Annotated in this window: 19 protein-coding genes, 2 tRNA genes and 3 pseudogenes; 10 read left to right on the forward strand and 14 right to left on the reverse strand. The window is 64.3% G+C overall.

Features of this window, described 5'->3' with window-relative positions; translation table 11 throughout:
- Window positions 1-13: 13 nt before the first annotated feature.
- From H1204_RS04755 to H1204_RS04770, 4 genes and pseudogenes are all read left to right on the forward strand, one after another.
- On the forward strand, window positions 14-154 hold the full coding sequence (locus H1204_RS04755) for a hypothetical protein (RefSeq protein WP_180730109.1): 141 nt from the start codon (window positions 14-16) through the stop codon (window positions 152-154).
- A gap of 142 nt (window positions 155-296) precedes the next feature.
- On the forward strand, window positions 297-1,553 hold the full coding sequence (locus tag H1204_RS04760) for an MFS transporter (protein WP_180730111.1): 1,257 nt from the start codon (window positions 297-299) through the stop codon (window positions 1,551-1,553).
- 34 nt (window positions 1,554-1,587) lie between these two features.
- Window positions 1,588-2,669: pseudogene (locus H1204_RS04765) on the forward strand (helix-turn-helix domain-containing protein).
- A 132-nt stretch (window positions 2,670-2,801) separates the two neighbouring features.
- Window positions 2,802-3,308 carry an acyl-CoA thioesterase gene (locus H1204_RS04770; protein WP_035990128.1) on the forward strand — a complete coding sequence of 169 codons (507 nt, stop codon included), beginning with the start codon at window positions 2,802-2,804 and terminating at the stop codon, window positions 3,306-3,308.
- A 63-nt stretch (window positions 3,309-3,371) separates the two neighbouring features.
- Here H1204_RS04770 and fumC read toward each other — a convergent pair.
- The 6 genes and pseudogenes from fumC to H1204_RS04800 all read right to left on the reverse strand — a co-directional run bounded on the left by fumC (window position 3,372) and on the right by H1204_RS04800 (window position 10,848).
- A pseudogene (gene fumC / locus H1204_RS04775) lies at window positions 3,372-4,771 on the reverse strand (class II fumarate hydratase).
- Between the two features lie 93 nt (window positions 4,772-4,864).
- A complete protein-coding gene (locus H1204_RS04780; RefSeq protein ID WP_180730113.1) occupies window positions 4,865-6,553 on the reverse strand; it encodes a phospholipase D family protein in 1,689 nt (562 codons plus the stop codon).
- 242 nt (window positions 6,554-6,795) lie between these two features.
- Window positions 6,796-7,754: pseudogene (locus tag H1204_RS04785) on the reverse strand (bile acid:sodium symporter family protein).
- A gap of 933 nt (window positions 7,755-8,687) precedes the next feature.
- Window positions 8,688-10,091 (reverse strand): MATE family efflux transporter, encoded by a 1,404-nt coding sequence (locus tag H1204_RS04790; protein ID WP_180730115.1) that lies wholly within the window; start codon window positions 10,089-10,091, stop codon window positions 8,688-8,690.
- 217 nt (window positions 10,092-10,308) lie between these two features.
- Window positions 10,309-10,527, reverse strand: a complete 219-nt coding sequence (locus H1204_RS04795; RefSeq protein WP_012400207.1) for an RNA-binding S4 domain-containing protein — start codon at window positions 10,525-10,527, stop codon at window positions 10,309-10,311.
- A 126-nt stretch (window positions 10,528-10,653) separates the two neighbouring features.
- A complete protein-coding gene (locus H1204_RS04800) occupies window positions 10,654-10,848 on the reverse strand; it encodes a hypothetical protein (protein ID WP_180730117.1) in 195 nt (64 codons plus the stop codon).
- Between H1204_RS04800 and H1204_RS04805 the strand changes: the two genes are divergently transcribed.
- The 3 genes from H1204_RS04805 to H1204_RS04815 all read left to right on the forward strand — a co-directional run bounded on the left by H1204_RS04805 (window position 10,847) and on the right by H1204_RS04815 (window position 14,008).
- Complete coding sequence (locus H1204_RS04805) at window positions 10,847-11,293, forward strand: hypothetical protein (protein WP_180730119.1); 447 nt, start codon at window positions 10,847-10,849, stop codon at window positions 11,291-11,293. The genes H1204_RS04800 and H1204_RS04805 overlap by 2 nt on opposite strands.
- Before the next feature lie 80 nt (window positions 11,294-11,373).
- Window positions 11,374-11,640, forward strand: a complete 267-nt coding sequence (locus H1204_RS04810) for a hypothetical protein (RefSeq protein ID WP_180730121.1) — start codon at window positions 11,374-11,376, stop codon at window positions 11,638-11,640.
- Between the two features lie 121 nt (window positions 11,641-11,761).
- Entirely contained in the window at window positions 11,762-14,008 is a 2,247-nt protein-coding gene (locus H1204_RS04815; protein ID WP_180730123.1) for an ATP-dependent helicase, read from the forward strand.
- Between the two features lie 54 nt (window positions 14,009-14,062).
- On the opposite strand, the gene H1204_RS04820 is transcribed toward H1204_RS04815, so the two are convergent.
- The 8 genes from H1204_RS04820 to fdxA all read right to left on the reverse strand — a co-directional run bounded on the left by H1204_RS04820 (window position 14,063) and on the right by fdxA (window position 18,512).
- On the reverse strand, window positions 14,063-14,830 hold the full coding sequence (locus tag H1204_RS04820; protein ID WP_180730125.1) for a DUF4088 family protein: 768 nt from the start codon (window positions 14,828-14,830) through the stop codon (window positions 14,063-14,065).
- A gap of 229 nt (window positions 14,831-15,059) precedes the next feature.
- Window positions 15,060-15,383: an AzlD domain-containing protein gene (locus tag H1204_RS04825; RefSeq protein WP_180730126.1), complete on the reverse strand. Its 324-nt coding sequence runs from the start codon at window positions 15,381-15,383 to the stop codon at window positions 15,060-15,062.
- Window positions 15,380-16,051 carry an AzlC family ABC transporter permease gene (locus H1204_RS04830; protein WP_243468603.1) on the reverse strand — a complete coding sequence of 224 codons (672 nt, stop codon included), beginning with the start codon at window positions 16,049-16,051 and terminating at the stop codon, window positions 15,380-15,382. Before H1204_RS04830 ends, H1204_RS04825 begins: the two co-directional genes overlap by 4 nt.
- A 204-nt stretch (window positions 16,052-16,255) precedes the next feature.
- A complete protein-coding gene (locus H1204_RS04835) occupies window positions 16,256-17,083 on the reverse strand; it encodes an AraC family transcriptional regulator (RefSeq protein ID WP_180730130.1) in 828 nt (275 codons plus the stop codon).
- 76 nt (window positions 17,084-17,159) lie between these two features.
- A complete protein-coding gene (locus H1204_RS04840) occupies window positions 17,160-17,660 on the reverse strand; it encodes a CreA family protein (protein ID WP_180730132.1) in 501 nt (166 codons plus the stop codon).
- A 200-nt stretch (window positions 17,661-17,860) separates the two neighbouring features.
- Window positions 17,861-17,936: transfer RNA gene (locus H1204_RS04845), tRNA-Asn, on the reverse strand.
- Window positions 17,937-18,000: 64 nt separating this feature from the next.
- Window positions 18,001-18,076: transfer RNA gene (locus H1204_RS04850), tRNA-Asn, on the reverse strand.
- Between the two features lie 112 nt (window positions 18,077-18,188).
- Window positions 18,189-18,512: a ferredoxin FdxA gene (gene fdxA, locus H1204_RS04855; protein WP_028367660.1), complete on the reverse strand. Its 324-nt coding sequence runs from the start codon at window positions 18,510-18,512 to the stop codon at window positions 18,189-18,191.
- Between the two features lie 346 nt (window positions 18,513-18,858).
- On the opposite strand from fdxA, the gene pncB reads away from it, so the two are divergent.
- The 3 genes from pncB to H1204_RS04870 all read left to right on the forward strand — a co-directional run bounded on the left by pncB (window position 18,859) and on the right by H1204_RS04870 (window position 22,368).
- On the forward strand, window positions 18,859-20,058 hold the full coding sequence (pncB, locus tag H1204_RS04860) for a nicotinate phosphoribosyltransferase (RefSeq protein ID WP_180730133.1): 1,200 nt from the start codon (window positions 18,859-18,861) through the stop codon (window positions 20,056-20,058).
- A 206-nt stretch (window positions 20,059-20,264) separates the two neighbouring features.
- Complete coding sequence (locus H1204_RS04865; RefSeq protein ID WP_180730135.1) at window positions 20,265-20,927, forward strand: lactate utilization protein C; 663 nt, start codon at window positions 20,265-20,267, stop codon at window positions 20,925-20,927.
- Between the two features lie 43 nt (window positions 20,928-20,970).
- Window positions 20,971-22,368, forward strand: a complete 1,398-nt coding sequence (locus H1204_RS04870; protein ID WP_180730866.1) for a sodium:proton antiporter — start codon at window positions 20,971-20,973, stop codon at window positions 22,366-22,368.
- The last annotated feature ends 49 nt before the right edge of the window (window positions 22,369-22,417 follow it).

Raw genomic sequence — 22,417 nt, forward strand, 5'->3', positions numbered from 1 at the left:
GAACAACGCAGTCATGAAAATCCTGTTTGCCGTGGTCATCGCCGTCGTCCTTTGCAGCGCGTGCGCGCAGGGCGGCTCGGGCTCGTCGTCGGCCGGGTCGGGCAGCATCACGATGTACGGCACGATCGACGAAGGCGTCACGTACCGCAAGTGATACGCGCGCGGCATCCGGCGTCGCCGCGCGAACCACGCGTGCCAAACTGGCAGATGTGGCAGAAATTGATGCATCATTGGCCTTTCTGCCAACGCGATCGATGTGACGATGCCGGCATCGTCACTCAGCCTCGAGGCCACCGATGCCGCCGTCTCCTACCGCCGCTTCCGCCATCCGCAGCGATGTGCCGGGCCACGCCGACCCGCACGGCCGGCGCGCCGCGCGCGTGCTTGCTGTCTGCCAGGCGCTCTACACGTCGTCGGTATCGATCGATCTGACGCTCACGGGTCTCGTCGGCTACACGCTCGCCGCCGACAAGTCGCTTGCCACGCTGCCGTTTTCGCTGATCACCGTCGCCGCCGCGCTGACGACGGTCTTCGCGTCGTTCCTGATGGCGCGCATCGGCCGCCGCGCGGGCTTTCTGCTCGGCGCGGGCATCGGCGCGGCGGGCGGCGCGATCTCCGTGTACGCGATTTTTCAGCAGAGCTTCTGGGCGTTTTGCGCGGGCACAGCGACCGTCGGCGTGTTCCAGGCGTTCGCGCAGTACTACCGGCTTGCCGCCGCCGACGCCGTGCCCGCCGATGCCAAGAGCCGCGCGATCTCGACGGTGCTCACGGGCGGCGTCGTCGCCGCCGTGCTAGGACCGGCGCTGGCCGCGTGGAGCAAGGACTGGCTCGCGCCCGTCGCCTTTGCCGGCTCATACGCGCTCGTGACGGGACTCGGCCTGCTGTCGATGGCGCTGCTGGCGAGCCTCTACCGCGATGCCGCGCCGCACATGGACGCCGCCGCGCACCGCGAACCCGCGCGGCCCTGGCGCGCGATCGTCCGCCAGCCGATCTTCGTGGCCGCGCTCGCGAACAATGCGCTCGGCTACGCCGTGATGATGTTCGTGATGACGGCGACGCCGATCGCCGCCGTCGCGTGCGGGCACTCGATCGGCGATGGCGCGCAGATCATCCGGTGGCATCTGGTCGGCATGTTCGCGCCGTCGTTTTTCTCGGCGCGTCTGATCGCGCGTTTCGGCGTGCTGCGCGTGATCGGCGCGGGCATCGTGCTGTCGGCGCTGTGCGGCGTGCTCGCGCTGCGCTCGACCGACCTGCCGCATTTCTATGCCGCGCTCGCGTGCCTCGGCGTCGGCTGGAACCTGATGTTCGTCGGCGGCACGACCTTGCTCGCGCAATCGTACCGGCCGTCCGAGCGCGCGAAGACGCAGGCGACCAGCGAATTCACCACCTTCGCATTTTCCGCGCTCGGCTCGCTGTGCGCGGGGCAGATGCTGGCACATCTCGGTTGGGCCGCGATCAACCTGGCGATTTTTCCGTTTCTCGCGCTCGCCGCGCTGGCAACGATCGCGTTTGCGTGGTCGCGAAGACGCGTGGTTGCGGCATCGGGCATGTGAACGGTCGAGCCATGCCGCTCTTAAGGATCCATTGATGCCCCACGCTTCCGACGACACCTTCGACACGCCCGCGCCGCAGGTTCGCCACATCGTGTTCGCGGTCGCGCCCGAACTCGTGCTGCTCGACGCATGCGGCCCGCTCGAAGCGTTTCATCGCGCAGAATTGACCATGCGCGACGCGCGCCGCGTGTCGCCGGCACCGGGTGAACGGGTCGAGCCTGTTGCCTATCGGACGACGGTCGCGTCGATCGACGGCGGCGCGCTCGACACGTTTCCCGGCTTGCCCGTCGTCACGCAGCGCCTCGATGCGCTCGACGACGAGCCGATCGACACGCTGATCATCCCCGGCATCCCGTCGACGATCCGCGCACGCTGCAGCCCGCGTTGATCGACTGGATCGCGCGGCGCGCGCCGCACGTGCGGCGCATCTGTTCGGTGTGCACGGGCGCGTTTTATCTGGCAGCGGCGGGCGTGCTCGACGGACGCCGCGCGACGACGCACTGGCGCGACGCGCATCGCCTTGCTGAGCGTTTCCCGCGCGTGCATGTGGATGCCGAGCCGATCTTCATCCGTGAGCCCCTGAACGGCGGTGGCGTGGAGGACGATTCGCGCGCGGTGTGGACATCGGCGGGTGTGACGGCGGGTATCGACCTTGCGCTCGCGCTGATCCAGGAGGATTTCGGGCATCCCGTCGCAATGCAGGTCGCGCGGCGGCTCGTCGTGTTCGTCAAGCGCCCCGGCGGGCAGTCGCAATTCAGCGCGGCGCTCGCGGCGCAGGCATCGGCGGGCGGCGCGTTCGACGGCCTGCATGGCTGGATGGCGTCGAACCTGAACGGGGACCTGTCCGTCGAGCGGCTTGCCGAAGAAGCGAGCATGAGTCCGCGCACGTTCGCGCGGCGCTATGTCGACGAAGTGGGCCGCACGCCCGCGAAAACGGTGTCGGCGATGCGGCTGGAAGCGGCGTCACGGGCGTTGGCGGAATCGCGCCGTCCGTTGAAGCGGATTGCGATCGATTGCGGCTTCGGCAGCGAGCAGAACTTGCGGCGTGCTTTCATGCGCAGCTTCGGCGTGTTGCCGCTCGATTACCGCGAGCGCTTTGCATCCGCGCTGCGCTGAATCGAAGTCCGCTCGGGCGTTGCTTCACGACATTTCGCGCGCGTCGAATGTGGCTCAAAGCCCGATAGCACAGCGGCCGTCTTATTGCGCTCGTATAATCGGCTCCTTTCGATTTGTTTGACCGGAGTCAAGATGAGCACGCCAACCGCTGCGCCGCTGGATCGTTCAGAAACCACGTTCCGCTTCCTCGCCGAACCGACCTCGGTCAATTTCGGCGGCAAGGTGCACGGCGGCGCGCTGATGAAATGGATCGACGAAACCGCCTACGCGTGCGCGGCCGTCTGGTCGAGCCGCTATTGCGTGACGGTCAGCGTCGGCAATATCCGCTTTCGCCGGCCGATTCACGTCGGCAATCTGGTCGAACTGCGCGCGCGCGTGGTCGCGACGGGGCGCACCAGCATGCACATCCATGTGTCCGTCTATGCTGGCGACCCGAAAGGCGGCGAACTGCTGCAAACCACCGATTGCCTCGTCGTGATGGTGGCCGTCAACGAGAACGGCAGCCCCGTGCCCGTGCCGTCGTTCGAGCCGCAAACCGACGAACACAAGGCACTCGCGAAGTACGCGATGGACGTGAAGGCCGCGCTCGATGCGATCGTCGACCTGAAGCCCGAGGAAGTGGCGCAGGGCAAGGTGTAAAGCAAGCCCGCGCGCCGAGGCTCTCTGCAATTCGCAAAGAGAGCCTCGCGGGAGGGAAGGGTTTTAGGGCTTCGCGTTGCCGACCATGTCGTGCGGACGCACCCATTCGTCGAACTGCTGTTCCGTCACATAGCCGAGCGCCAACGCCGAGGCCTTCAGCGTCGTGCCTTCCTTGTGCGCCTTCTTGGCGATCTTCGCGGCCTTGTCATAGCCGATGTGCGGATTGAGCGCCGTCACGAGCATCAAGGATTCGTTGAGCAACTGATCGACGCGCTCGCGGTTCGGCTCGATGCCGACTGCGCAGTTGTCGTTGAAGCTCTGCATGCCATCGGCGAGCAGGCGCACCGACTGCAGCACGTTGTGCGCGATCATCGGCCGGAACACGTTCAATTCGAAGTTGCCGCTCGCGCCACCGATGTTGACGGCCACGTCGTTGCCGAACACCTGACAGCACAGCATCGTCACCGCTTCGGATTGTGTCGGGTTCACCTTGCCCGGCATGATCGAGCTGCCCGGCTCGTTTTCGGGAATCGACAGTTCGCCGAGGCCGCAGCGCGGACCGCTCGCGAGCCAGCGGACGTCGTTGGCGATCTTCATCATGCTCGCCGCGAGCGTCTTCAACGCGCCGTGCGCGAACACCAGCGCGTCGGCGGCCGCCATCACCTCGAACTTGTTCGGCGCGGACACAAAGGGCAGGCCCGTCAGCCGGCCGATCGCCGCCGCCACTTCGCCGGCGAACTTCGGATGCGCGTTGAGCCCCGTGCCGACGGCCGTGCCGCCTTGCGCCAGTTCATACAGATGCGCGAGCGACGATTCGACGTGCTTCGCGCCGTGATCGAGCTGCGCGACATAGCCGGAGAATTCCTGGCCAAGCGTGAGCGGCGTCGCGTCCTGCAAGTGCGTGCGGCCGATCTTCACGATATCGGCGAATGCCTTCGACTTTTTATCGAGCGTCTCGCGCAACGCCTTCAGCGACGGCTGCAAATGCTTGACGATGCCAACGGCGGCTGCCACATGCATCGCCGTCGGGAACACGTCGTTCGACGATTGCCCGCGATTCACGTCGTCGTTTGGATGCACGAGGCGCGCTTCGCCGCGCTCGCCGCCCATCAGCTCGCTCGCACGGTTCGCGATCACCTCGTTGAGGTTCATGTTGGTCTGCGTGCCGGAGCCCGTCTGCCAGACCGCGAGCGGAAATTCGTCGGGATGCTTGCCTTCGATGATCTCGTCGGCGGCGGCCATGATCGCCTTCGCCTTGGTCGCGTCGAGCACGCCCAGGCTCAGGTTCACTTCGGCGGCGGCACGCTTGATGATCGCGAGCGCGGTGACCAGTTCGGGCGACTGCTTTTCCGTCGAGATCTTGAAGTTCTGCAGCGAACGCTGCGTTTGCGCCCCCACAATTTCGCGTTCGGCACGGCGATTTCGCCGAACGTGTCGCGTTCCATGCGCACATCTTCGGTCATGTTCTACTCCGCTTGACTAGGTGATCGGAAGGCTTCCGGGAAAGTGGCGCACTCTGCAGTCAGTTTGCGATCTGTCTGCATGAGACTGCGCCGTTATAACTGCTCGTCGACTGGCAGCAACAAGAATAGACCCGTCAGCGCGTTACGGTAAAAGCCCGCGCCGGGATCGAGGTTGTAGCGGCGAAGCTGGCCGTTTTCCTCGTCGGTCCAGACGAGCTTTGCCTGTGGCGTCGCCGAGTAGCGCAGCACGGCGAGTTCGGCCGGCGTCGCGAGCGTCACGCGATAGCTGACGGCGGGCGCCGTCGCCTGGTCGAACAGTCTACCGACCTGGCCGGCCAGCGGCGGGCTGTGGATCACCAGCGCAAGCTCCGTGTTCAGATGCGCGGAGCGCGGATCGAGATTCATCGAACCGATCACGAGCGTCTTGCGGTCGATCACATAGGTTTTCGCGTGCAGACTCGCTTTCGATTGCGAGCCGAACAGGCCCGCCGTCGGTGCCGCGTCGCCGGGCGTCGGCTTGAATTCGTACAACTGCACGCCATGCTCGAGCAGCGGCACACGATACGGACTGTAGCCCGCCTGCACGGCGACGGCATCCGTCGCGGCGAGCGAATTGGTCAGCACCTTGACGGCTACGCCGCGCTGCACGAGCTGGCCGAGCGCATCGACGCCCGCCTGGTGCGGCACGAAATACGGCGACGTGATGAGGAATTCCTGCTGTGCGTCGTGCATCAGTTCGACGAGCCGCTGCATTGGCGGGCTCTTGTACTGATCGGCGGGCAGCTTCATTTTTTCGGGTGAATCGACTTTGAACTCGGCGCTTGCCCACACGAGCCCCAGTTCCTCTTTCGCGATCTGCGCGGCGAGCGGCGTCGCGTTCAGCGGTTTTGCGTTGTACGGATCGGCATTCTTGCGCCAGTGCGCGCGCAGTTCGTCGCGCATGTCGTCGAGTTCGTGCGGATCGAACTTCTGCTTGTTGAGTGCACGTAAAGGGTACGCGTTGCTGTCGTTCCAGTACTCGTCGAAGCTTGCGGAAATGTCGGACGCAATCGGGCCTGCCGCGAGCACGTCGATATCGCGGAACTGCAGTGTCGGGCTCGCGCTGAAGTATTCGTCGCCGAGATTGCGGCCGCCGACGATCGCGATCTGGTTATCCGCGATCATCGCCTTGTTGTGCATGCGCCGCGTGAATGCGCCGATCTGCGTGAAGAAGTTCTGGCTACGCTGATAGAAGCTTGTTTCCGAACTGCCGAACGGGTTGAACACGCGGATCTCGATCTTGTCGTGCGAGTTCAGCGCGGCCATCACGCGGTCGATGTCCTTGAAGTTCAGATCGTCGACCAGCATACGCACGCGCACGCCGTGATCCGCCGCGTAGAGGGCGGCCGCGAGCAGCAGCTTGCCTGTCGTGTCCTCTTCGGCGATGTAGTACTGCATGTCGAGCGTCTTCGTCGCCGCGCGCGCGAGCGCGATGCGCATCTGCAGCGCTTCCGTGCCGTCGGACAGCACACGAAAGCCCGACTGACCGGGATGCGCGCGCTCGGGCGCGGCGAGCGCGGTGGCGAGCGGCGTGGTGTCGGTGGCGGGCAGCGCGTGCGTGACGGGGCGGTCGAACGCGGTGGCGGGCGGGCGCGTCGCGCATGCTGTCAGCAACATCGCCGACACGATGAGCGCGAACGCGCGCATCAACATCGGGCCTGGCGCGTGACGCGAGATGCGGGTGCTGGGTTGTTCATGCTGATGCTGCGATGCGGTGGCGCCGTTCGTGTTATGAGCCGACACGCTTGTTCCTCCACTTGAGCGGCACGGATGGTCGTCGTGGCGTCGTCCATCGACCGGACCATTCTACGGGGAATCGTTAATGCGGGTCGGATAGCGACGCAATCTGCCTCTGCAACGCGCGTGCCTGGCTTCGGTGAGCGGGGGCGGTGTCCGTGCGGAAGAGGCGGCCGTGACACGCGGCGCGCGGTGAAGCGCGCGACCGCATGTCAGGAAGAAACGGCAGGGGAAGCGTTAGACAGGCTTTAGACGCGTTCGCGGGTCAGTGCGTTTGCGTCCTGATCGGCGGTCGAGCCTTTGGCAGGGCGGCCGGCCCAGTAGCCTGCGAGCATCGAGCCTGACAGGTTGTGCCACACGGAGAACAGCGCACCCGGCAGCGCGGCGATCGGCGTGAAGTAGAGTTTGCCGAGTGTCGCGGCGAGGCCGGAGTTCTGCATGCCGACTTCGATCGCGAGGGTGCGGCACACGGACTCGTCGAAGCCGAGCAGACGTCCGCCCCAATAGCCGCCGAGCAGGCCGATGCCGTTGTGCAGCACTACGCCCAGCGCGACGACGAGCCCCACCGACGCAATGCTCTTTTGCGTGCCGCCGACCACGGCCGCGATGATCAGCAGGATCGACACCATCGAAACCAGCGGCAGCACGGGCTCGATCTTGCGCACGAGCTTGCCGGCGAGATGATTGACGGCAAGGCCGACGACGATCGGCAGCGCGACGATTTGCAGGATGCTCATCAGCATGCCGTGCACGTCGACGGCGATTGACGCGTCGACATACAGGCGCGTGAGCAGCGGCGTCGCGAACACGCCGACGAGCGTCGACAGTGCGCTGATCGTGACGGACAGCGCGACGTCGCCGCGTGCGAGATAGATCATCACGTTCGATGCTGTGCCGCTTGCGACGCTGCCTACCAGCACCATGCCCGCTGTCAGATCGGGCGGCATGCGCAGCGCTTTTGCTATCACCCACGCGGCTAGGGCATCACGAGGTAATGCAGCACAATGCCCGCGATGACGGGGGCGGGGCGTGTGAAGACGCGGCGGAAATCGCTGATGGAGAGCGTGACGCCCATCGACAGCATGATGATGGTGAGGAGCGTGGTGACGTGGGGGGCGATGCCCGTTACGGAGGACGGCGAGAAGTACGCGGTGACCGAGGCCAGTACGGCCCACAGCGGGAAAAGACGGGCGATGCGGGCAAGCATTGAAGTGGTCCTTGGGGTTTGTTTTTTTCGCCTGGATGCGGCGGGCATTTTACCTGTCGCGGTTGGGTCGTTTCTGGTTTGGTTTTTTTTGCTTTTGCGGCGGCATTTGCGGTTGAGCTTTCGCGGGGCGGGTGGTTCGATTTTGCTTCTGCGCTGGCATCCGCGTTTCGTTAGCTTGCTTCAAGCGTCGCCCCTGTGCGGGGCGGCACCTACTTTTCTTTGCCGCCGCAAAGAAAAGTAGGCAAAAGAAAGCGGCTCACACCGCCAACATCTCTTCCTGCCTGAGGGCCCCCAACCGGTCTTACGCTTCACACGGCAGCATATCTATTCACGCGCGTTGCCAACGCTTTGAATGAGCGCCTCACCCGCTTCAAACATCCGAACAAGAGCTAGCGGCAGCGAATGGTTTGTGCCGCCCAGGTGGCAAACTGTGTGTAGGTTGTCGCGGCGTACAGCCTGGCGCCCTTACAGGGTGGAACGCCTGCGCTATCGGTTCGGAGTGAGGCGTGTGTGGCGCTACGGCCTACACACAGTTTGCCACCTGGGCGGCAGTGGAATGTCTGGTATGGCATGCTGCGACGCGGGTGCGTGAAGCGGGTGAGGCGTACAGAGAGCGTTGGCAACGAACGCGAACAGAAAAGTTGCCGTGTGAAGTGAGGGACCGGTTGGGGGCCCTCAGGCAAACACAAGAACTGGCGGTGTTAGCCGCTTTCTTTTGCCTACTTTTCTTTGCGGCGGCAAAGAAAAGTAGGTGCCGCCCCGCACAGGGGCGACGCTTGAAGCACGCTAACAAAACGCGGATGCCAGCGCGAAGGCCCGAAACACCGACTGACAACGCCCGCGCCACGAAGGCCTGAAGCACGAAGGCATAACGCGGATGCCAGCGCAAAGACAAACCCACAGTCGCAACACCCGCGCCGCAAAGGCAAAAAATCACTCCCCTGCGGCAACCCCACCCACCCCAACAATCCGCAAACTCTTGCGATGAAACCGCAACGTCATCAACACCGCCACACTCGCGAGCCCAGCAGCGAGCCCCCACCATAACCCCCGGGCCCCGAGCCCAAAATGAAACGCGAGCGTATAACCAGTCGGAAACCCAATCCCCCAATACCCAAACGCAGCCGCAATCATCGGAACCCGCGTGTCCTTCAGCCCGCGCAAGCACCCCGATCCTACCGTCTGCATCCCATCGACAATCTGAAAAATCGCCGCCACGCCCAACAACGAACTGGCCAGCGCCACAGTCGGCGCATTAGCAGGATCGTCGAGATGCAGATACAGCCCGACAATGAACCGCGGCGCCGTAATCAAAAACAGCCCCGACAGACACATAAACCCGACCCCCAGCCCCAGCGCGACGAACCCCGCATGCCGCGCGGCCAGCGGCTGTCCCGCACCTGACCAGAACCCGACGCGCACGTTCGCCGCCTGGCCAATCGCAAGCGGCACCATAAACGCCACCGAGGCCACATTCAGCGCGATTTGATGCGCCGCCAGCTGTGACTCGCCAAGCAGTCCAACCATCAGCCCCGTGGCAAGAAACAACATCGATTCGACGCCATACGTGATCGCCACCGGCCAGCCGATACCGAACAACTCGCCCATCAGCGGCACGTTCGGCCGAGTGGCCGTAACGAAATGCCGGAACCGCGGCCGCAGATGCAAAAGACCCATCAGCGTGAGCGCCGTGAGCCAGACAGTGAACGTCGTCGCGACCGCCGACCCCAGGAAGCCAATTCGCGGCAAGCCATACGCGCCATGGATCAACCCGTAGTTCAGGAACCCATTGACGAACACGCCGCCGATCGACACCCACAGCAGCCGCCGCGCCGCGCCGATCGCGGGCAGGAACGAGCGCATCAGGCCAATCCCGATCAGGCTGGCGGGCGCGCCCCAGCGCAGCACCGCGCAGTATTCGCCGACGTTGTGCGCGAGCAGCGCCGGCTCGCCGAACGCCATCATGATGGGCGCCGCGAACGACAGCAGCACGAACGCCGGCACGGCCAGCAACAACGACAGCAAAAAGCCCGTCCAGTAAATATGCGGCACCCGTTCTTCGGCCTGCGCGCCGCGCGCATGCGACACGCTCACGCTGACGGACGTCAACACGCCTTGTAACAGCGTCACGACGACGAAGAACAGGTTCGCGCCGAGGCCGCCCGCCGCGAGCGCGTCAGGGCCGAGCGAGCCGAGCAGGACCGTGTCGGTGACACTCATCGCCATCTGCGACAGCTGTGCGATGGCCAGCGGGGCAGCGAGACGCGCCGTGTCGGCGGCGTGACGCGAAAGAGTGGGCGGCCCGCTGAGCGCGCGGGACATTCCGGTTGGATTCATGTTCGAAGCGCTGTTGCGCGAAAGGGCGACACGCTCGGCAATTGCGCCGCGCGCCATTTGTTTTTCTGTCCAGACGGACAGCTTATTGCGGGAACGCGGCGCTGTCGATGAACAGGCACATTTTTGGTGCGGGTTTGCGGCGGCGGGAATTCCGTTGACTGATGCGAGCCGCATATCTAGCGGCCTTGTGGCACCGTCCGGGTGGTTCTGTCGAACGTCAGCCCTCGTGGACGGCGATCCGCGTGTCGCCTAGCAGCACGACCTGGCCCGCGCGGATTTTGCACGTTTTGCGCGTTTCAACCTGGCCGTCGACGGTCACGGCGCCCGACGCAACGATCACTTTCGCCGATCCGCCGCTGTCCGCAAGGCCTGTAATCTTCAGCAGATTGTGGAGTTCGACGTAGTCGCCGGTCAGGGTGAAATCGAGGTTGGGCATGGCAGTTGCGATCGACAGGTGGTCGGCAGGGTCGTTGAAAAGCGACTCGCATGATAAGCCATCGCGCGGCGCCCGACGTCCGGGTGCGAGTGAGTGGCGACGCGCCGGAGCATTTGCAAGCAGATGTTATTCAGTTGTCAGGAAATGAAACGTTGAGTAACAGACGTTTTTTGTGGCGAACTTCACTCGCAAAAGCCCGGTCTGTGGAAAGGCCTGCTGCATTTTTGTAGCCGGCTGAATACGCGGATACGGCATCGGCCGATTCACACCGACCGGACCACCCGCGTGCCGATATCGACAAACTTCAGAGAGGATTGCCATGACCCAGCTCCGTACGCTCCTGATCGGTACCGCCCTCACTGCGATGGCGTCGACTGCCGCATTCGCCCAGACGGCTGCCCAGCCTTCCGCGGACCTGTCCACCCAGGCTCAGGTCCAGCAGGCGCCCGCCGCCGCACCCGCCGCCCAGGGCGTCCAGATGCCGGCACCCGCGCCGCAGAACCTGACCGCGCCTGGCTCGACCGACCCGCTCGTCCAGAAGCGCAACGCGGACGCTCAGGCGAACGCCGAGTACAGCGCGCAGAAAAAGATGTCGAAGCAGCAGATGAAGGAGCAGCAAAAGGCCGCGAAGTCCGCCTACAAGGACCAGGTCAGCAACGCGAAGATCAACAAGAAGGCTGACAAGGCGGCTGCATCGAACGAACTGAAGGCCGAGATGCAGGGCCAGCCGACAGGCGCGGCGGCATCGGGCGAAGCGCATAACTGATGAGCGGCTTCCGGCGCCTGTGATGCAACAGGCGCTGTGACCGCCTGCAAGCTTTTGAGGTTGGAAAGAGGGAGGACAAGATGAAAAAGACCAGCAAGATGATAGGCGCACTGTGCGCCGCCCTGATCGCCGGCAGCATGACGACGCTCGCGGTCGCGCAGACGACGCACGATCCTGCCACCGAGCCGATGACGCACGCCGACAACAAGGCCGCCAAGGAACAGGCGAAGGCCAACAAGAAGGCGGACGTTGCACAGGCGAAGGCCGACAAGAAGAAGGCCGACGCGCAGGCTGATGCCGACAAGGCGAACGCTGACGCCAAGGTGAAGGACGCTAAATCGCAGTAGGCGGTTCTTTGCTATACATGCTGTGCGGCGGGTTCACGCCGCCCGACGAAGCCCGGCCCACGCCGGGCTTTCTCTTTGCGGCGAGCGCATGAAAAATGGGGCGCTTGTCGTCGCGGGTTGTATGGATATACAGTATGCGTCGCCCTCACTATCCGACCCGCCAATCGTGCTTTCCGTCGCCGATTCTCCGTCCTCGTCATCCTCTGCCGCGACGGATTCGCCCGCAGCGGCGGCCATCGCCGCCACGACCGACTGGCTGGCGAAGCTCAACGACGCCCAGCGCGAAGCCGTCGAATACGGCACCGACGACATCGCGCATCCGTCCGGCGCGCTGCTGGTGATCGCGGGCGCGGGCTCCGGCAAGACGAACACGCTTGCGCACCGCGTCGCGAATCTGGTCGTCAAGGGCGTCGATCCGCGCCGCATCCTGCTGCTGACGTTCTCGCGCCGCGCCGCGCTCGAAATGACACGGCGTGTCACGCGCATCGCGGGCGCGGCACTCGGCACGCGCGCGGCGCTCGCGCAGGGGCTGACGTGGTCGGGCACGTTCCACAGCGTCGGCGCGCGCCTGTTACGCGAGTACGCCGATCTGATCGGCCTCGCGCCGACCTTTACGATCAACGACCGCGAAGATTCCGCCGACCTGATGAATCTCGTGCGTCACGAGCTCGGCTTGTCCGCGAAGGAAAAGCGCTTTCCGTCGAAATCGGCGTGTTTCGCGATTTACTCGCGCGTCGTGAATACGGGCGCGTCGCTGGCCGACGTGCTCAACAGCGCGTTCCCGTGGTGCCGCGAATGGGAAGCCGATCTGCGCATGCTGTTCGCCGCCTACGTCGACGCGAAGCAGAAGCAAAGCGTGCTCGACTACGACGACTTGCTGCTCTACTGGTCGCACATGGCGGCCGAGCCCGCCATTGCCGCCGATCTGTCCGAGCGTTTCGATCACGTGCTCGTCGACGAGTACCAGGACACCAACCGGCTACAGGCGTCGATCCTGCTCGCGCTGAAGCCGGATGGGCGCGGCCTGACGGTAGTCGGCGACGACGCGCAGTCGATCTATTCGTTTCGCGGCGCGACTGTGCGCAACATTCTCGACTTTCCCGCGAATTTCGATCCGCCCGCGAAACAGGTCACGCTGGAGCGCAACTATCGCTCGACGCAGCCGATCCTCGAAGCTTCGAATGCGGTGATCGGCCTTTCGTCCGAGCGTTACACGAAGAACCTGTGGACCGACAAGGCGTCGGCGCAACGCCCGCATCTCGTCACGGTCGCCGACGACGCAGACCAGGCGCGCTACATCGTCGAGCAGGTGCTCGCCGCGCGCGAGGCGGGCATGAAGCTGAAGGCGCAGGCGGTGCTGTTTCGCGCCGCGCATCACAGCGCCGCGCTCGAAATAGAGCTGACGCGGCGCAACATTCCGTTCGTGAAGTTCGGCGGCCTGAAGTTTCTTGATTCCGTCCATGTGAAGGACGTGCTGGCCGTGCTGCGCTGGGCGGAGAATCCGCGCGATCGCGTCGCGGGTTTTCGCGTCGTGCAGTTGCTGCCGGGCGTCGGCCCTGCGACGGCCGCTCGCGTGCTTGACGACATCGCTGCGCGGGCCGACGCGTTCCAGTCAGGCGGCGCGCTGGATGCCGCGCATGCTGCGTCCGGCCGCACGGCGAGCGCGTTAGCCGCTTTCGCGCCGCCGGCGCGCGCTCTCGAAGACTGGCATCCGTTCGTGGCGATGATGGCGTCCGCATGCGGACGGCAGACGCCCTGGCCCGCGGAGTTCGAAATGGTGCGGCGCTGGTACGAGCCACATCTCGAGCGCAATCACGAGGATGCGTCGATTCGCCAGGCCGATCTCGCGCAGATGGAGAGCATCGCGGGCACGTACGCGTCGCGCGAACGCTTCCTGACGGAGCTGACGCTCGATCCGCCCGACGCCACCAGCGACGAATCCGGCGTTCCGCTGATCGACGAAGACTATCTGATCCTGTCGACGATTCATTCGGCGAAGGGGCAGGAGTGGCGCAACGTGTTTGTGCTCAACGGCGTCGACGGCTGCATTCCGTCCGATCTCGGCACGGGCAGCGAAGAGGAAATCGACGAGGAGCGGCGTCTGCTATACGTGGCGATGACGCGCGCGAAAGAGGACCTGCATATCGTGATGCCGCAGCGGTTCTACGTGCACAACCAGACGCATCTCGCCGACCGGCACGTGTGGGCGTCGCGCACCCGCTTCATTCCGGTGCATCTGCTGCCGCTGTTCGATTCGCATGCCTGGCCGCCCGCGCCCGTCGTGTCGGCGCCGACGCGAGCGGGGCTGGCCGCCGCCGCGCAAGCCAAAATAGAAATCGCGGCGAAGCTCAGAAAAATGTGGGACTGAGCTTGCCGCGATGTGTCGGCGTCCGGTTCGACGCGCGGTGTCGCGGGACGAGGTCTAGCGCGACTGCCGCTGTTGCTGCTGCTGCGGTCGCGGCGGCGGCATGAAGAAGTTGCGCAGCCAGGCGGCGAGCCGCGTGAACACGTCATACGGCTCTTCGACGAATATCTCAGGCTTCAGGAGCCGCAGATATTCCATGATCTGCTGCGCTTCCTGCTTCTGGAACGAGCCGTGCGAAATGCCCAGACGCAAAAGGCCGCGCAATTCGCCGAGCTTTTCGCGCGCAGCGCTGCCCACGCTGGTTTCGCACGCGACCTTCGCCTCGTACACGCGCTGACGCAGTGATTCGGCCAGACGCCATGCGGGCGTCTGCATCACTTCTTCGAGCGCCTGGATGTCCTGCGCCGCCGACTTGATCTGCGCGGCGAGCGGGTCCACCAGCGAAGGCGCGCCTTCCGCTTCCTTGACGATCGCAGCGGCCCACTCGCGGCTCTGCTTCGCGAGTTCCTCGGGCGTCCATTCCGTGCGCGCGGCGAAGCCGAAGCCGAACTCGTTCGCCTGCTTCATCAGAATCGCGACGACGTCCGGAAACTCCTTGTCCAGCGTGCGCTTCGCCCATGCGTACTGGCCGCCCTGCAGCATCCGCTGCACGGCGTGCTCCGTCAGCGGCACCATGTTGTCGAGGAGCTTCGCGCGCAAAAAATCCTCGAACGACGGCGTCGCGAACTGCGGGTCCAGTTTCACTGAAACCCGCACGAACGCCTCGAAATCCTTTCGCAAGGATGCGAGCGTTTCGTCCTTGATTTTAAGGGTAATCTGACCCATGTCTTATCCCGTTTCGTCGACCGCGCGCCTACCGTCGAGGCATCCGCCTCGTGCCGTGCGCCCCGTGCGCTGGCGGCACCGATATCCGGCGCGGTTCTGTCCGGCTTGCCGGCATGCCGTCGATAGACGCTGCCGGGTTCACGGATCACGAGTGTTTATCGGCGGATTGAAAGGGAACTTGAGGGCGGCGCCGTCCGGTCGAGCGGCGCGCGGCGAGATGGGCGCAGCGTTACTTCAGCACGACGCCTTGCCAGAGGAAGAACACGGCGAGGCCGACCGCGATCGTGAGCAGCGGCCGGCGGGTCAGCGCGCTGACGGCGACGGCGGCCAGCGCGCCGACCAGCTGCGGGTTGCGCCACGTGAGTTCGGCGTCCGCGCCGTGCGGCGACACGGTCATCGGCACGATGATCGCCGTCAGCACGGTGACGGGCACAAAGCCGAGCGCGGTGCGCACGAGCGGCGGAAACACAATGCGGTCGCCGAGCACGAACACGGCGGCACGGATCAGCCACGTGATGACGGCCATACCGAGAATCAAAAGCACGTAGTTCATCGCGATGCCTCCGCCGCGCGGGTGCGCTGGAACGCCGGCAAGGACAGCAGCACGCCGACCGTCACGCCGACGAATACGGCGCCCAGCAGGCCGAGCTTGTACGGCCAGCTTTGCCAGAAGAACGCCAGCGCGCCGGCCGTGGCCGCCGCGGCGAGATAGCGCACGGCGACGAGCTGCGGCACGACGATCGCGATGAAGGTCGCGGCCATCGCGAAGTCGAGCCCGAGCGATTGCAGACCGGGGAAGGCCGCGCCGAACAGCAGGCCGATCAGCGTCCAGACCTGCCAGTTGAGGTACATCGACAGGCCCGAGCCCAAGAAGTAGTAAGGCCCGACCGAGCCCGGCGGATGCAGCCGGTAATGTGCCCACGCGACGGCGAACACTTCGTCGGTGAGCAGGCCGCCGAGCGCCCAGCGCCAGCGCGACGGCAGATGCGATACGTACGGCGCGAGCGTCGCGCTGTAGAGCACGTGGCGGACATTGACCACGAAAGTCGTCGCCCAGATGACGGCATAGCTCGCGTGGCCCGCTATCAGGCCGAGCGCGATGAATTGGGCCGACCCGGCGAACACGACCAGCGACATCAGCTGGCCGTGCCACAGGTGCAGCGGACCGGACGCGACGAGCGTGCCGTAGATCACACCGAACGGCGAAGCGCCGATGATCATCGGCAGCGTGTCGCGCGCGCCGGCTGTGAGTTCCTTGAGACGGTGAGCGGGTTTTGCGGGGTGAGTCAATCTTTTCTCCTCGATGGGGTCGAGGATAGCCGGGCGAAGGGCGCGGCGGCTTGTACGTTCTTGCGCTTGAGCTTTATTGATGCGGGGAGATTGCGGCGGCGCGGCCCCGGTGTTGCGTGCGCATGCTCGGTCCGTTCAGGCCGATTGCCAGCGCCCCGGCGGCACGCCGAACATGCGCCGGAAATGCCGCGTGAAGTGGCTTTGATCGGTGAAGCCGCCTGCCGCCGCCACATCGGCCACCGACGCGCCCGCACGCAACGGCGCGAGCGAGCGCTGCAGTCGGACCTGATTGCGCCACGCGTGCGGCGGCAATCCCGTCGCGCGCGTGAAAAGCCGCGCGGCGTGAAACTGCGACAGGCCGACAGCATCGGCGAGATCCGCGAGCTTGAGAGGCGTGGCCAGATCGCCTGCCAGCTGCTCTTTCATCGTGATGACGCGCGCGTCGTCGGTGGCGAGTTGCGGCGTGTCGGGACGCGTGCGGCCGTAGCGCACGAGCAGCGTCGACAGCGCGTCGAGCATCGCCGTTTCCGCGACGAGCGGATCGCCATTCGCCTCCAGCAGCTGATGCGCGCGGGACAGCCGTACGGCAAGGTCGGGATCGCGGATCACGTCGGCATCGAACCACGGCAGCGGCTGCGCGCGGCCCGCGATGTCTTCAGCGAGCGCGTGAATGAAATCGACGGGCGCGTACATCACACGGTAGCGCCAGCCTTCGTCCATGGCGCGCGAGCCGGTATGCACTTCGCCGGGATTGATGATGGGCACGCTGCCCGCCTCGGCGACATGGCGCGAACCCTGATAACGGTACGTTTCCGCGCCAGCCTCGATCACGGGAATCGTGTACGCGTCATGCCAGTGCGGCGTGAACTCGTGATCGTGATATTCGGCCGTGAGCAGATCCGCGCCGGGCAGAAGCGGCGTGCGCCAGTAACGGGCGTTATCGCGGAAGCGGGTCGAAGTCATGAGCGAAGTCCGGGTGGACCTGTCAGTTTAGCGCGCCTTGGTCGGCCTGCTCGCCTCGGCCTGTTCGGCAGCGCGTTCAACGAACGGGAATCGTCGTGCCGGCGGGCATCGGCACAGCCGTGACGCTGTTCTTCGCGCTGCCCGTCGCGACGCGGTCGCTGTAGGTCAGGTACACGAGCGTATTGCGCTTCGAATCGACAACTCGCACCACATGCAGCGTCTTGAAGATCAGCGACATCCGCTCCGTGAAGACGTCGGCCTGCTGGCGCAGCGGTTCGGGAATCTTGATGGCCGCGACCTGGCGACACGCGATCGAAGCCTCGGTCGGATCTTCGGCGATCCCGAGCGTGCCTTTGATGCCGCCCGTGCGCGCCCGCGACACGTAGCAGGTGACGCCCTGCACGGCGGGATCGTCGTACGCCTCGACGACCACGCGATCCGAGCCGGTGATATGAAAATTCGTGTTGACGCTGGCGACTTCCTCGGCTTGCGCGAGCGGCGTGCAGGCGAGCGCCGCAGAAGCAGCGAGGAAGGCGGCGACGCGCACGCTGTGCGCACAGGGCAGGGCGAGTTTCATCAGGTGACCGGAAGAATGGACGTTCGAAGAACAGGACGGGCACGACGGCTGCCAGTAAGAACGCCATCGTAACCTGGTTGCCGATGCCGGCTACCGACGTGCGAGACGCGGGCGGCGCTTCTCTTCTGTCGATGAAGCCGCGTACCGACAAGCGACGGCAGAAAAAGAAAAGGCCCGCACGAATGCGGGCCTTCGAATTTTGGCTCCCCGACCTGGGCTCGAACCAGGGACCTACGGATTAACAGTCCGGCGCTCTACCGACTGAGCTATCGGGGAACAGCAATACAACTTGTCGCTACATAAAAAAGCCCGCTGTGGTTAACGGGCTCTTGCAATTCTTTGGCTCCCCGACCTGGGCTCGAACCAGGGACCTACGGATTAACAGTCCGGCGCTCTACCGACTGAGCTATCGGGGAACAACAACAGCAGAGAAGCGGAATTGTAGGAGGTGTAGCAGAAGCTGTCAATACCCTCGAATCATCTCAATTTAATTCGACTGATTCGAGCCAGGGCGACAGCTTGCAGCGCTCAACGCTCGAGCAGCGCCAGCTTTTCCTTCACGTCCTTGAATTCGTCGGCTTCGGGCAGCGGCGACTTGGTCTTGGTGATGCTGGGCCATGCCTTCGCGAGCTCGGCGTTGAGCTCCGTGAAGTGCTGCTGGTCGCCAGGCACGTCTTCTTCGGCGTAGATGGCGTTCACCGGGCATTCCGCAACGCACACCGCGCAGTCGATGCATTCATCCGGATCGATCGCGAGGAAGTTGGGACCTTCGCGAAAGCAGTCCACCGGGCACACATCGACGCAGTCGGTATAGCGGCACTTGATGCAGCTTTCGGTCACAACGTGAGTCATTCAGGCAACTCCTGCAAACGATATCTTTTAGGTAATGGGGGATGGCGAGACGCCAAAAGCGGTATTGTAGCGTAACGTCAAGTAGTGCATACGCCATCGTCCCAAAGCCTTTTATATCGTTTGGTGATTAGTTTATGGCTGGTGGTTTGGGCCGCGGGTGCCCGCCGGCCTTGACGCATTCAAACAACCGCCGGCGCGCATTCGGGTAACATGCGACAGCATCTTCGCGAGACCCGTTTCGAGCGGATTCTCCGCGAAGCCCGAAGCGCACATGGCGAACACGAAAGGGCGAGGGCGCACGAGGCCTGACGTCTTCCGATTTCATGCAGTCCCGGTTTGCAAGATCATGATCATTTCTTCGCTGCTCGACACCGACCTGTACAAGTTCACGATGATGCAGGTGGTGCTGCATTATTTCCCGGCCGCCAACGTCGAATACAAGTTCCGCTGCCGCACGCCGAACGTCAACCTGGTGCCGTACATCGACGAGATTCGCAGCGAAGTGCACAAGCTGTGCAAGCTGCGCTTCAGCGAAGGCGATCTCGACTATCTGCGCCGGATGCGCTTCATCAAGAGCGACTTCATCGATTTCCTCGCGCTCTTCCATCTGAACGAAAAGTACATCTCGATCACGCCTTCGGCGAAGGGCAACGGGGAGATCGAAATCGACATCAAGGGACCGTGGCTGCACACGATCCTCTTTGAAATCCCCGTGCTTGCCATCGTCAACGAAGTGTATTTCCGCAACACGCAGCAGCAGCCCGACTACAGCGAAGGGCGCGAGCGCCTGCGCGACAAGATCCAGCTGCTCGGCGCGCGCCCCGAGTTCGCCGACTGCAAGATCGCCGATTACGGCACGCGCCGCCGCTTCTCCGGGCGCTGGCACGAAGAGGTGATCCTCACGCTCAAGGACGGCCTGCGCGACCAGTTCACGGGCACGAGCAACGTGTTCTACGCGATGAAGCATGGCCTGACGCCCCTCGGCACGATGGCGCACGAATACCTGCAGGCGTGCCAGGCGCTCGGCCCGCGTCTGCGCGACTCGCAGATCTTCGGCTTCGAAATGTGGGCGAAGGAATATCGCGGCGACCTGGGCATCGCGTTGTCGGACGTGTATGGCATGCAGGCATTCCTCCGTGATTTCGACATGTACTTCTGCAAGCTCTTCGACGGCGCACGCCACGATTCCGGCGACCCGTTCGACTGGGGCGAGCGTCTTCTCGCGCACTACGAAGCGAACCGCTGCGACCCGCGCACGAAAGTGCTCGTGTTCTCCGACGCGCTCGATATCCCGAAGGTGCTGCAGCTGTACGAGCGCTTCCGCGGCCGCTGCAAGCTCGCCTTTGGCGTCGGCACGAACCTCACGAACGATCTCGGCTACAACCCGCTGCAGATCGTCATCAAGATGGTCAAGTGCAATGGCCAGCCTGTCGCGAAGCTGTCCGATTCGCCGGGCAAGAACATGTGCGAAGACAAGGCCTACCTTGCGTATCTGCGCCAGGTGTTCGGCATCCAGCAGCCCGAGGAAGAAACCGCGGGCAAGTGACGCGGGGCCTTTCTTTCGCGTTGCAGCCGGAGTGCATGTGAGAGCATTGCCGGCGCTTTGCACGAGTGCCGCTATATGCCGTTCGGCCAGGTGTTGGCATGAAGGGCGGCCGGTATAATTCGACCGTCAATGTGCGGAATGAGCAGGCGCATTTCGCGCGCGTATGTCCCACGTTCAGCACGACCACCGGCACGAGGATATTGCACATGGATACATCGACGGCTCGCCGCAACATCCTGGCGCGCATTCGCGCGGCACAAGGGCGCGAGCCCGAACCGGCTGCGTCCGAGCGCGAGGCGGCGCAGGCGTATCTCACAAGCCATCCGCAAGGTCCGCGTCCGCCCATGCCGGCGGATCTCGTCGCGCATTTCGTCGAGCAGGCAAAGAAGATGGCCACCACGGTCGATACCGTCGAGTCGCTCGCCGACGCGCCCGCTGCCGCGCACCGTTATCTTTCCGAACTGAACCTTCCCACTCAAGCCATCGCATGGCAGACGCTCGAAGCGCTGCCCTGGAGCGGCTCGGGCATCGACGTCGAGTTTCGCAAACCGCGCGACGAAGACCGCGTCGGCATCACGGGATGCTTCTGCGCGACGGCTGAAACGGGCACGCTGGTGCTGCTGTCCGGGCCAGAGACGTATGCGTCGGCGGGCTTGCTGCCGGAGACGCATATCGCGATCGTGCCGGCCTCGCGCATCGTCGCCGGTCATGAGGAAGCGTTCAATCTGATCCGCAGCGAACGCGGTGAACTGCCGCGCGCTGTCAACTTCGTCTCCGGCCCGTCGCGTACGGGCGATATCGAACAAACCATCGTGCTTGGCGCGCACGGTCCTTATCGCGTGCATGCGATCGTCGTGCGTGGCGCGTAACGCGGTGTCGTTGCAGGGACGTGTTGAGAGCGTGTGCTCTCGAATGGGCGGCGTGTTGTTGTTCGTGCTGTCATGCTGGCCGCTTGCGGCATCGGCTGCGAGTCTCGACGGCGCTTCGCTCTCCGCATGGTGGGCCGTGCCGTTCGCGGGCGTTCTGCTGTCGATTGCCGTGTTCCCACTTGTCGCTCCCAAGCTTTGGCATCACCACTTCGGCAAGATTTCCGCAGCGTGGGCCATCGCGTTCCTCGTGCCGTTCGCCTTCGCGTTCGGCGCATCGGCGGCGTTCGGCACGCTGATTCATGCGCTGCTCGAAGAGTACGTGCCGTTCATCGTGCTCTTGACCGTGCTCTATACCGTCGCGGGCGGCATCTGCGTGACGGGCAATCTGCACGGCTCGCCGCGCCTGAATACGGTGCTGCTCGTGCTCGGTACCGCGCTCGCGAGCATCATGGGCACGACGGGCGCGGCGATGCTGCTGATCCGGCCGCTCTTGCGCGCAAACGACAACCGCAGGCACGTCGTGCATGTTGTTGTGTTCTTTATCTTTCTGGTCGCGAACGCGGGCGGGTCGCTGTCGCCGCTCGGCGATCCGCCGCTGTTCCTCGGTTTTCTGAACGGTGTCGGATTCTTCTGGACGACGGTGCATCTCGCGCTGCCGATGCTGTTCATATGCATCGTGCTGCTCGCCGCTTTCTACGCGCTCGATACGTACTATTTCCGGCATCGCGAAGAAACGCTTCCTGTCGATCCATCGCCTGATACGCTTGCCGTTGGCGTCGTCGGCAAGATCAACTTCGTGCTACTAGCGCTGGTGATCGCGCTCGTGCTGATGAGCGGCATCTGGAAACCCGGCATCACGTTCGATGTGGCGGGCACACACGTCGAGTTGCAGAATGTCGTACGCGACGCGGCGCTGATCGCGGTGACGCTGCTGTCGCTCGCTATTACGCCGCGCGCCGCGCGAGAGGGCAATGCGTTCAACTGGGCGCCCATCGAAGAGGTCGCGAAACTGTTCGCGGGAATCTTCGTGACGATCGCGCCGGTCATCATGATGTTGCGCGCGGGCGAGTCGGGCGCGTTCAGCGGCATCGTGCATCTCGTCAACGACACGGCCGGCCAGCCGCGCGACGAGATGTACTTCTGGGCGACGGGCCTGTTGTCGTCGTTCCTCGATAATGCTCCCACATACCTCGTGTTCTTCAACCTCGCGGGCGGCGACGCGCAGACGTTGACGACCACGGGCGCATCGACGCTCGCGGCCATTTCGGCGGGCGCGGTGTTCATGGGCGCGAACAGCTACATCGGCAACGCGCCAAACTTCATGGTCAAGGCCATCGCCGAATCGCGCGGCGTGAAGATGCCCAGTTTTTTCGGGTATCTCGCGTGGTCGGGCGTCGTGCTGATACCGTTGTTCATCGCAACATCGTTGATTTTCTTTTGATGCCGTGCGCGCGCCGAAACGCGTGCGCTACGGCCTGATACTCGGAGAA

Source organism: Paraburkholderia sp. PGU19 (assembly GCF_013426915.1).
Taxonomy (GTDB): domain Bacteria; phylum Pseudomonadota; class Gammaproteobacteria; order Burkholderiales; family Burkholderiaceae; genus Paraburkholderia.

Excerpts from the sequence above, each read along its gene's own strand:
- H1204_RS04755 (WP_180730109.1), top strand. The coding sequence starts at position 14 with ATGAAAATCCTGTTTGCCGTGGTCATCGCCGTCGTCCTTTGCAGCGCG.
- H1204_RS04760 (WP_180730111.1), top strand. The coding sequence starts at position 297 with ATGCCGCCGTCTCCTACCGCCGCTTCCGCCATCCGCAGCGATGTGCCG.
- H1204_RS04770 (WP_035990128.1), top strand. The coding sequence starts at position 2,802 with ATGAGCACGCCAACCGCTGCGCCGCTGGATCGTTCAGAAACCACGTTC.
- H1204_RS04790 (WP_180730115.1), bottom strand. The coding sequence starts at position 10,091 with ATGAATCCAACCGGAATGTCCCGCGCGCTCAGCGGGCCGCCCACTCTT.
- H1204_RS04795 (WP_012400207.1), bottom strand. The coding sequence starts at position 10,527 with ATGCCCAACCTCGATTTCACCCTGACCGGCGACTACGTCGAACTCCAC.
- H1204_RS04805 (WP_180730119.1), top strand. The coding sequence starts at position 10,847 with ATGACCCAGCTCCGTACGCTCCTGATCGGTACCGCCCTCACTGCGATG.
- H1204_RS04800 (WP_180730117.1), bottom strand. The coding sequence starts at position 10,848 with ATGGCAATCCTCTCTGAAGTTTGTCGATATCGGCACGCGGGTGGTCCG.
- H1204_RS04810 (WP_180730121.1), top strand. The coding sequence starts at position 11,374 with ATGAAAAAGACCAGCAAGATGATAGGCGCACTGTGCGCCGCCCTGATC.
- H1204_RS04815 (WP_180730123.1), top strand. The coding sequence starts at position 11,762 with ATGGATATACAGTATGCGTCGCCCTCACTATCCGACCCGCCAATCGTG.
- H1204_RS04820 (WP_180730125.1), bottom strand. The coding sequence starts at position 14,830 with ATGGGTCAGATTACCCTTAAAATCAAGGACGAAACGCTCGCATCCTTG.
- H1204_RS04825 (WP_180730126.1), bottom strand. The coding sequence starts at position 15,383 with ATGAACTACGTGCTTTTGATTCTCGGTATGGCCGTCATCACGTGGCTG.
- H1204_RS04830 (WP_243468603.1), bottom strand. The coding sequence starts at position 16,051 with ATGATCATCGGCGCTTCGCCGTTCGGTGTGATCTACGGCACGCTCGTC.
- H1204_RS04835 (WP_180730130.1), bottom strand. The coding sequence starts at position 17,083 with ATGACTTCGACCCGCTTCCGCGATAACGCCCGTTACTGGCGCACGCCG.
- H1204_RS04840 (WP_180730132.1), bottom strand. The coding sequence starts at position 17,660 with ATGAAACTCGCCCTGCCCTGTGCGCACAGCGTGCGCGTCGCCGCCTTC.
- fdxA (WP_028367660.1), bottom strand. The coding sequence starts at position 18,512 with ATGACTCACGTTGTGACCGAAAGCTGCATCAAGTGCCGCTATACCGAC.
- pncB (WP_180730133.1), top strand. The coding sequence starts at position 18,859 with ATGATCATTTCTTCGCTGCTCGACACCGACCTGTACAAGTTCACGATG.
- H1204_RS04865 (WP_180730135.1), top strand. The coding sequence starts at position 20,265 with ATGGATACATCGACGGCTCGCCGCAACATCCTGGCGCGCATTCGCGCG.
- H1204_RS04870 (WP_180730866.1), top strand. The coding sequence starts at position 20,971 with ATGGGCGGCGTGTTGTTGTTCGTGCTGTCATGCTGGCCGCTTGCGGCA.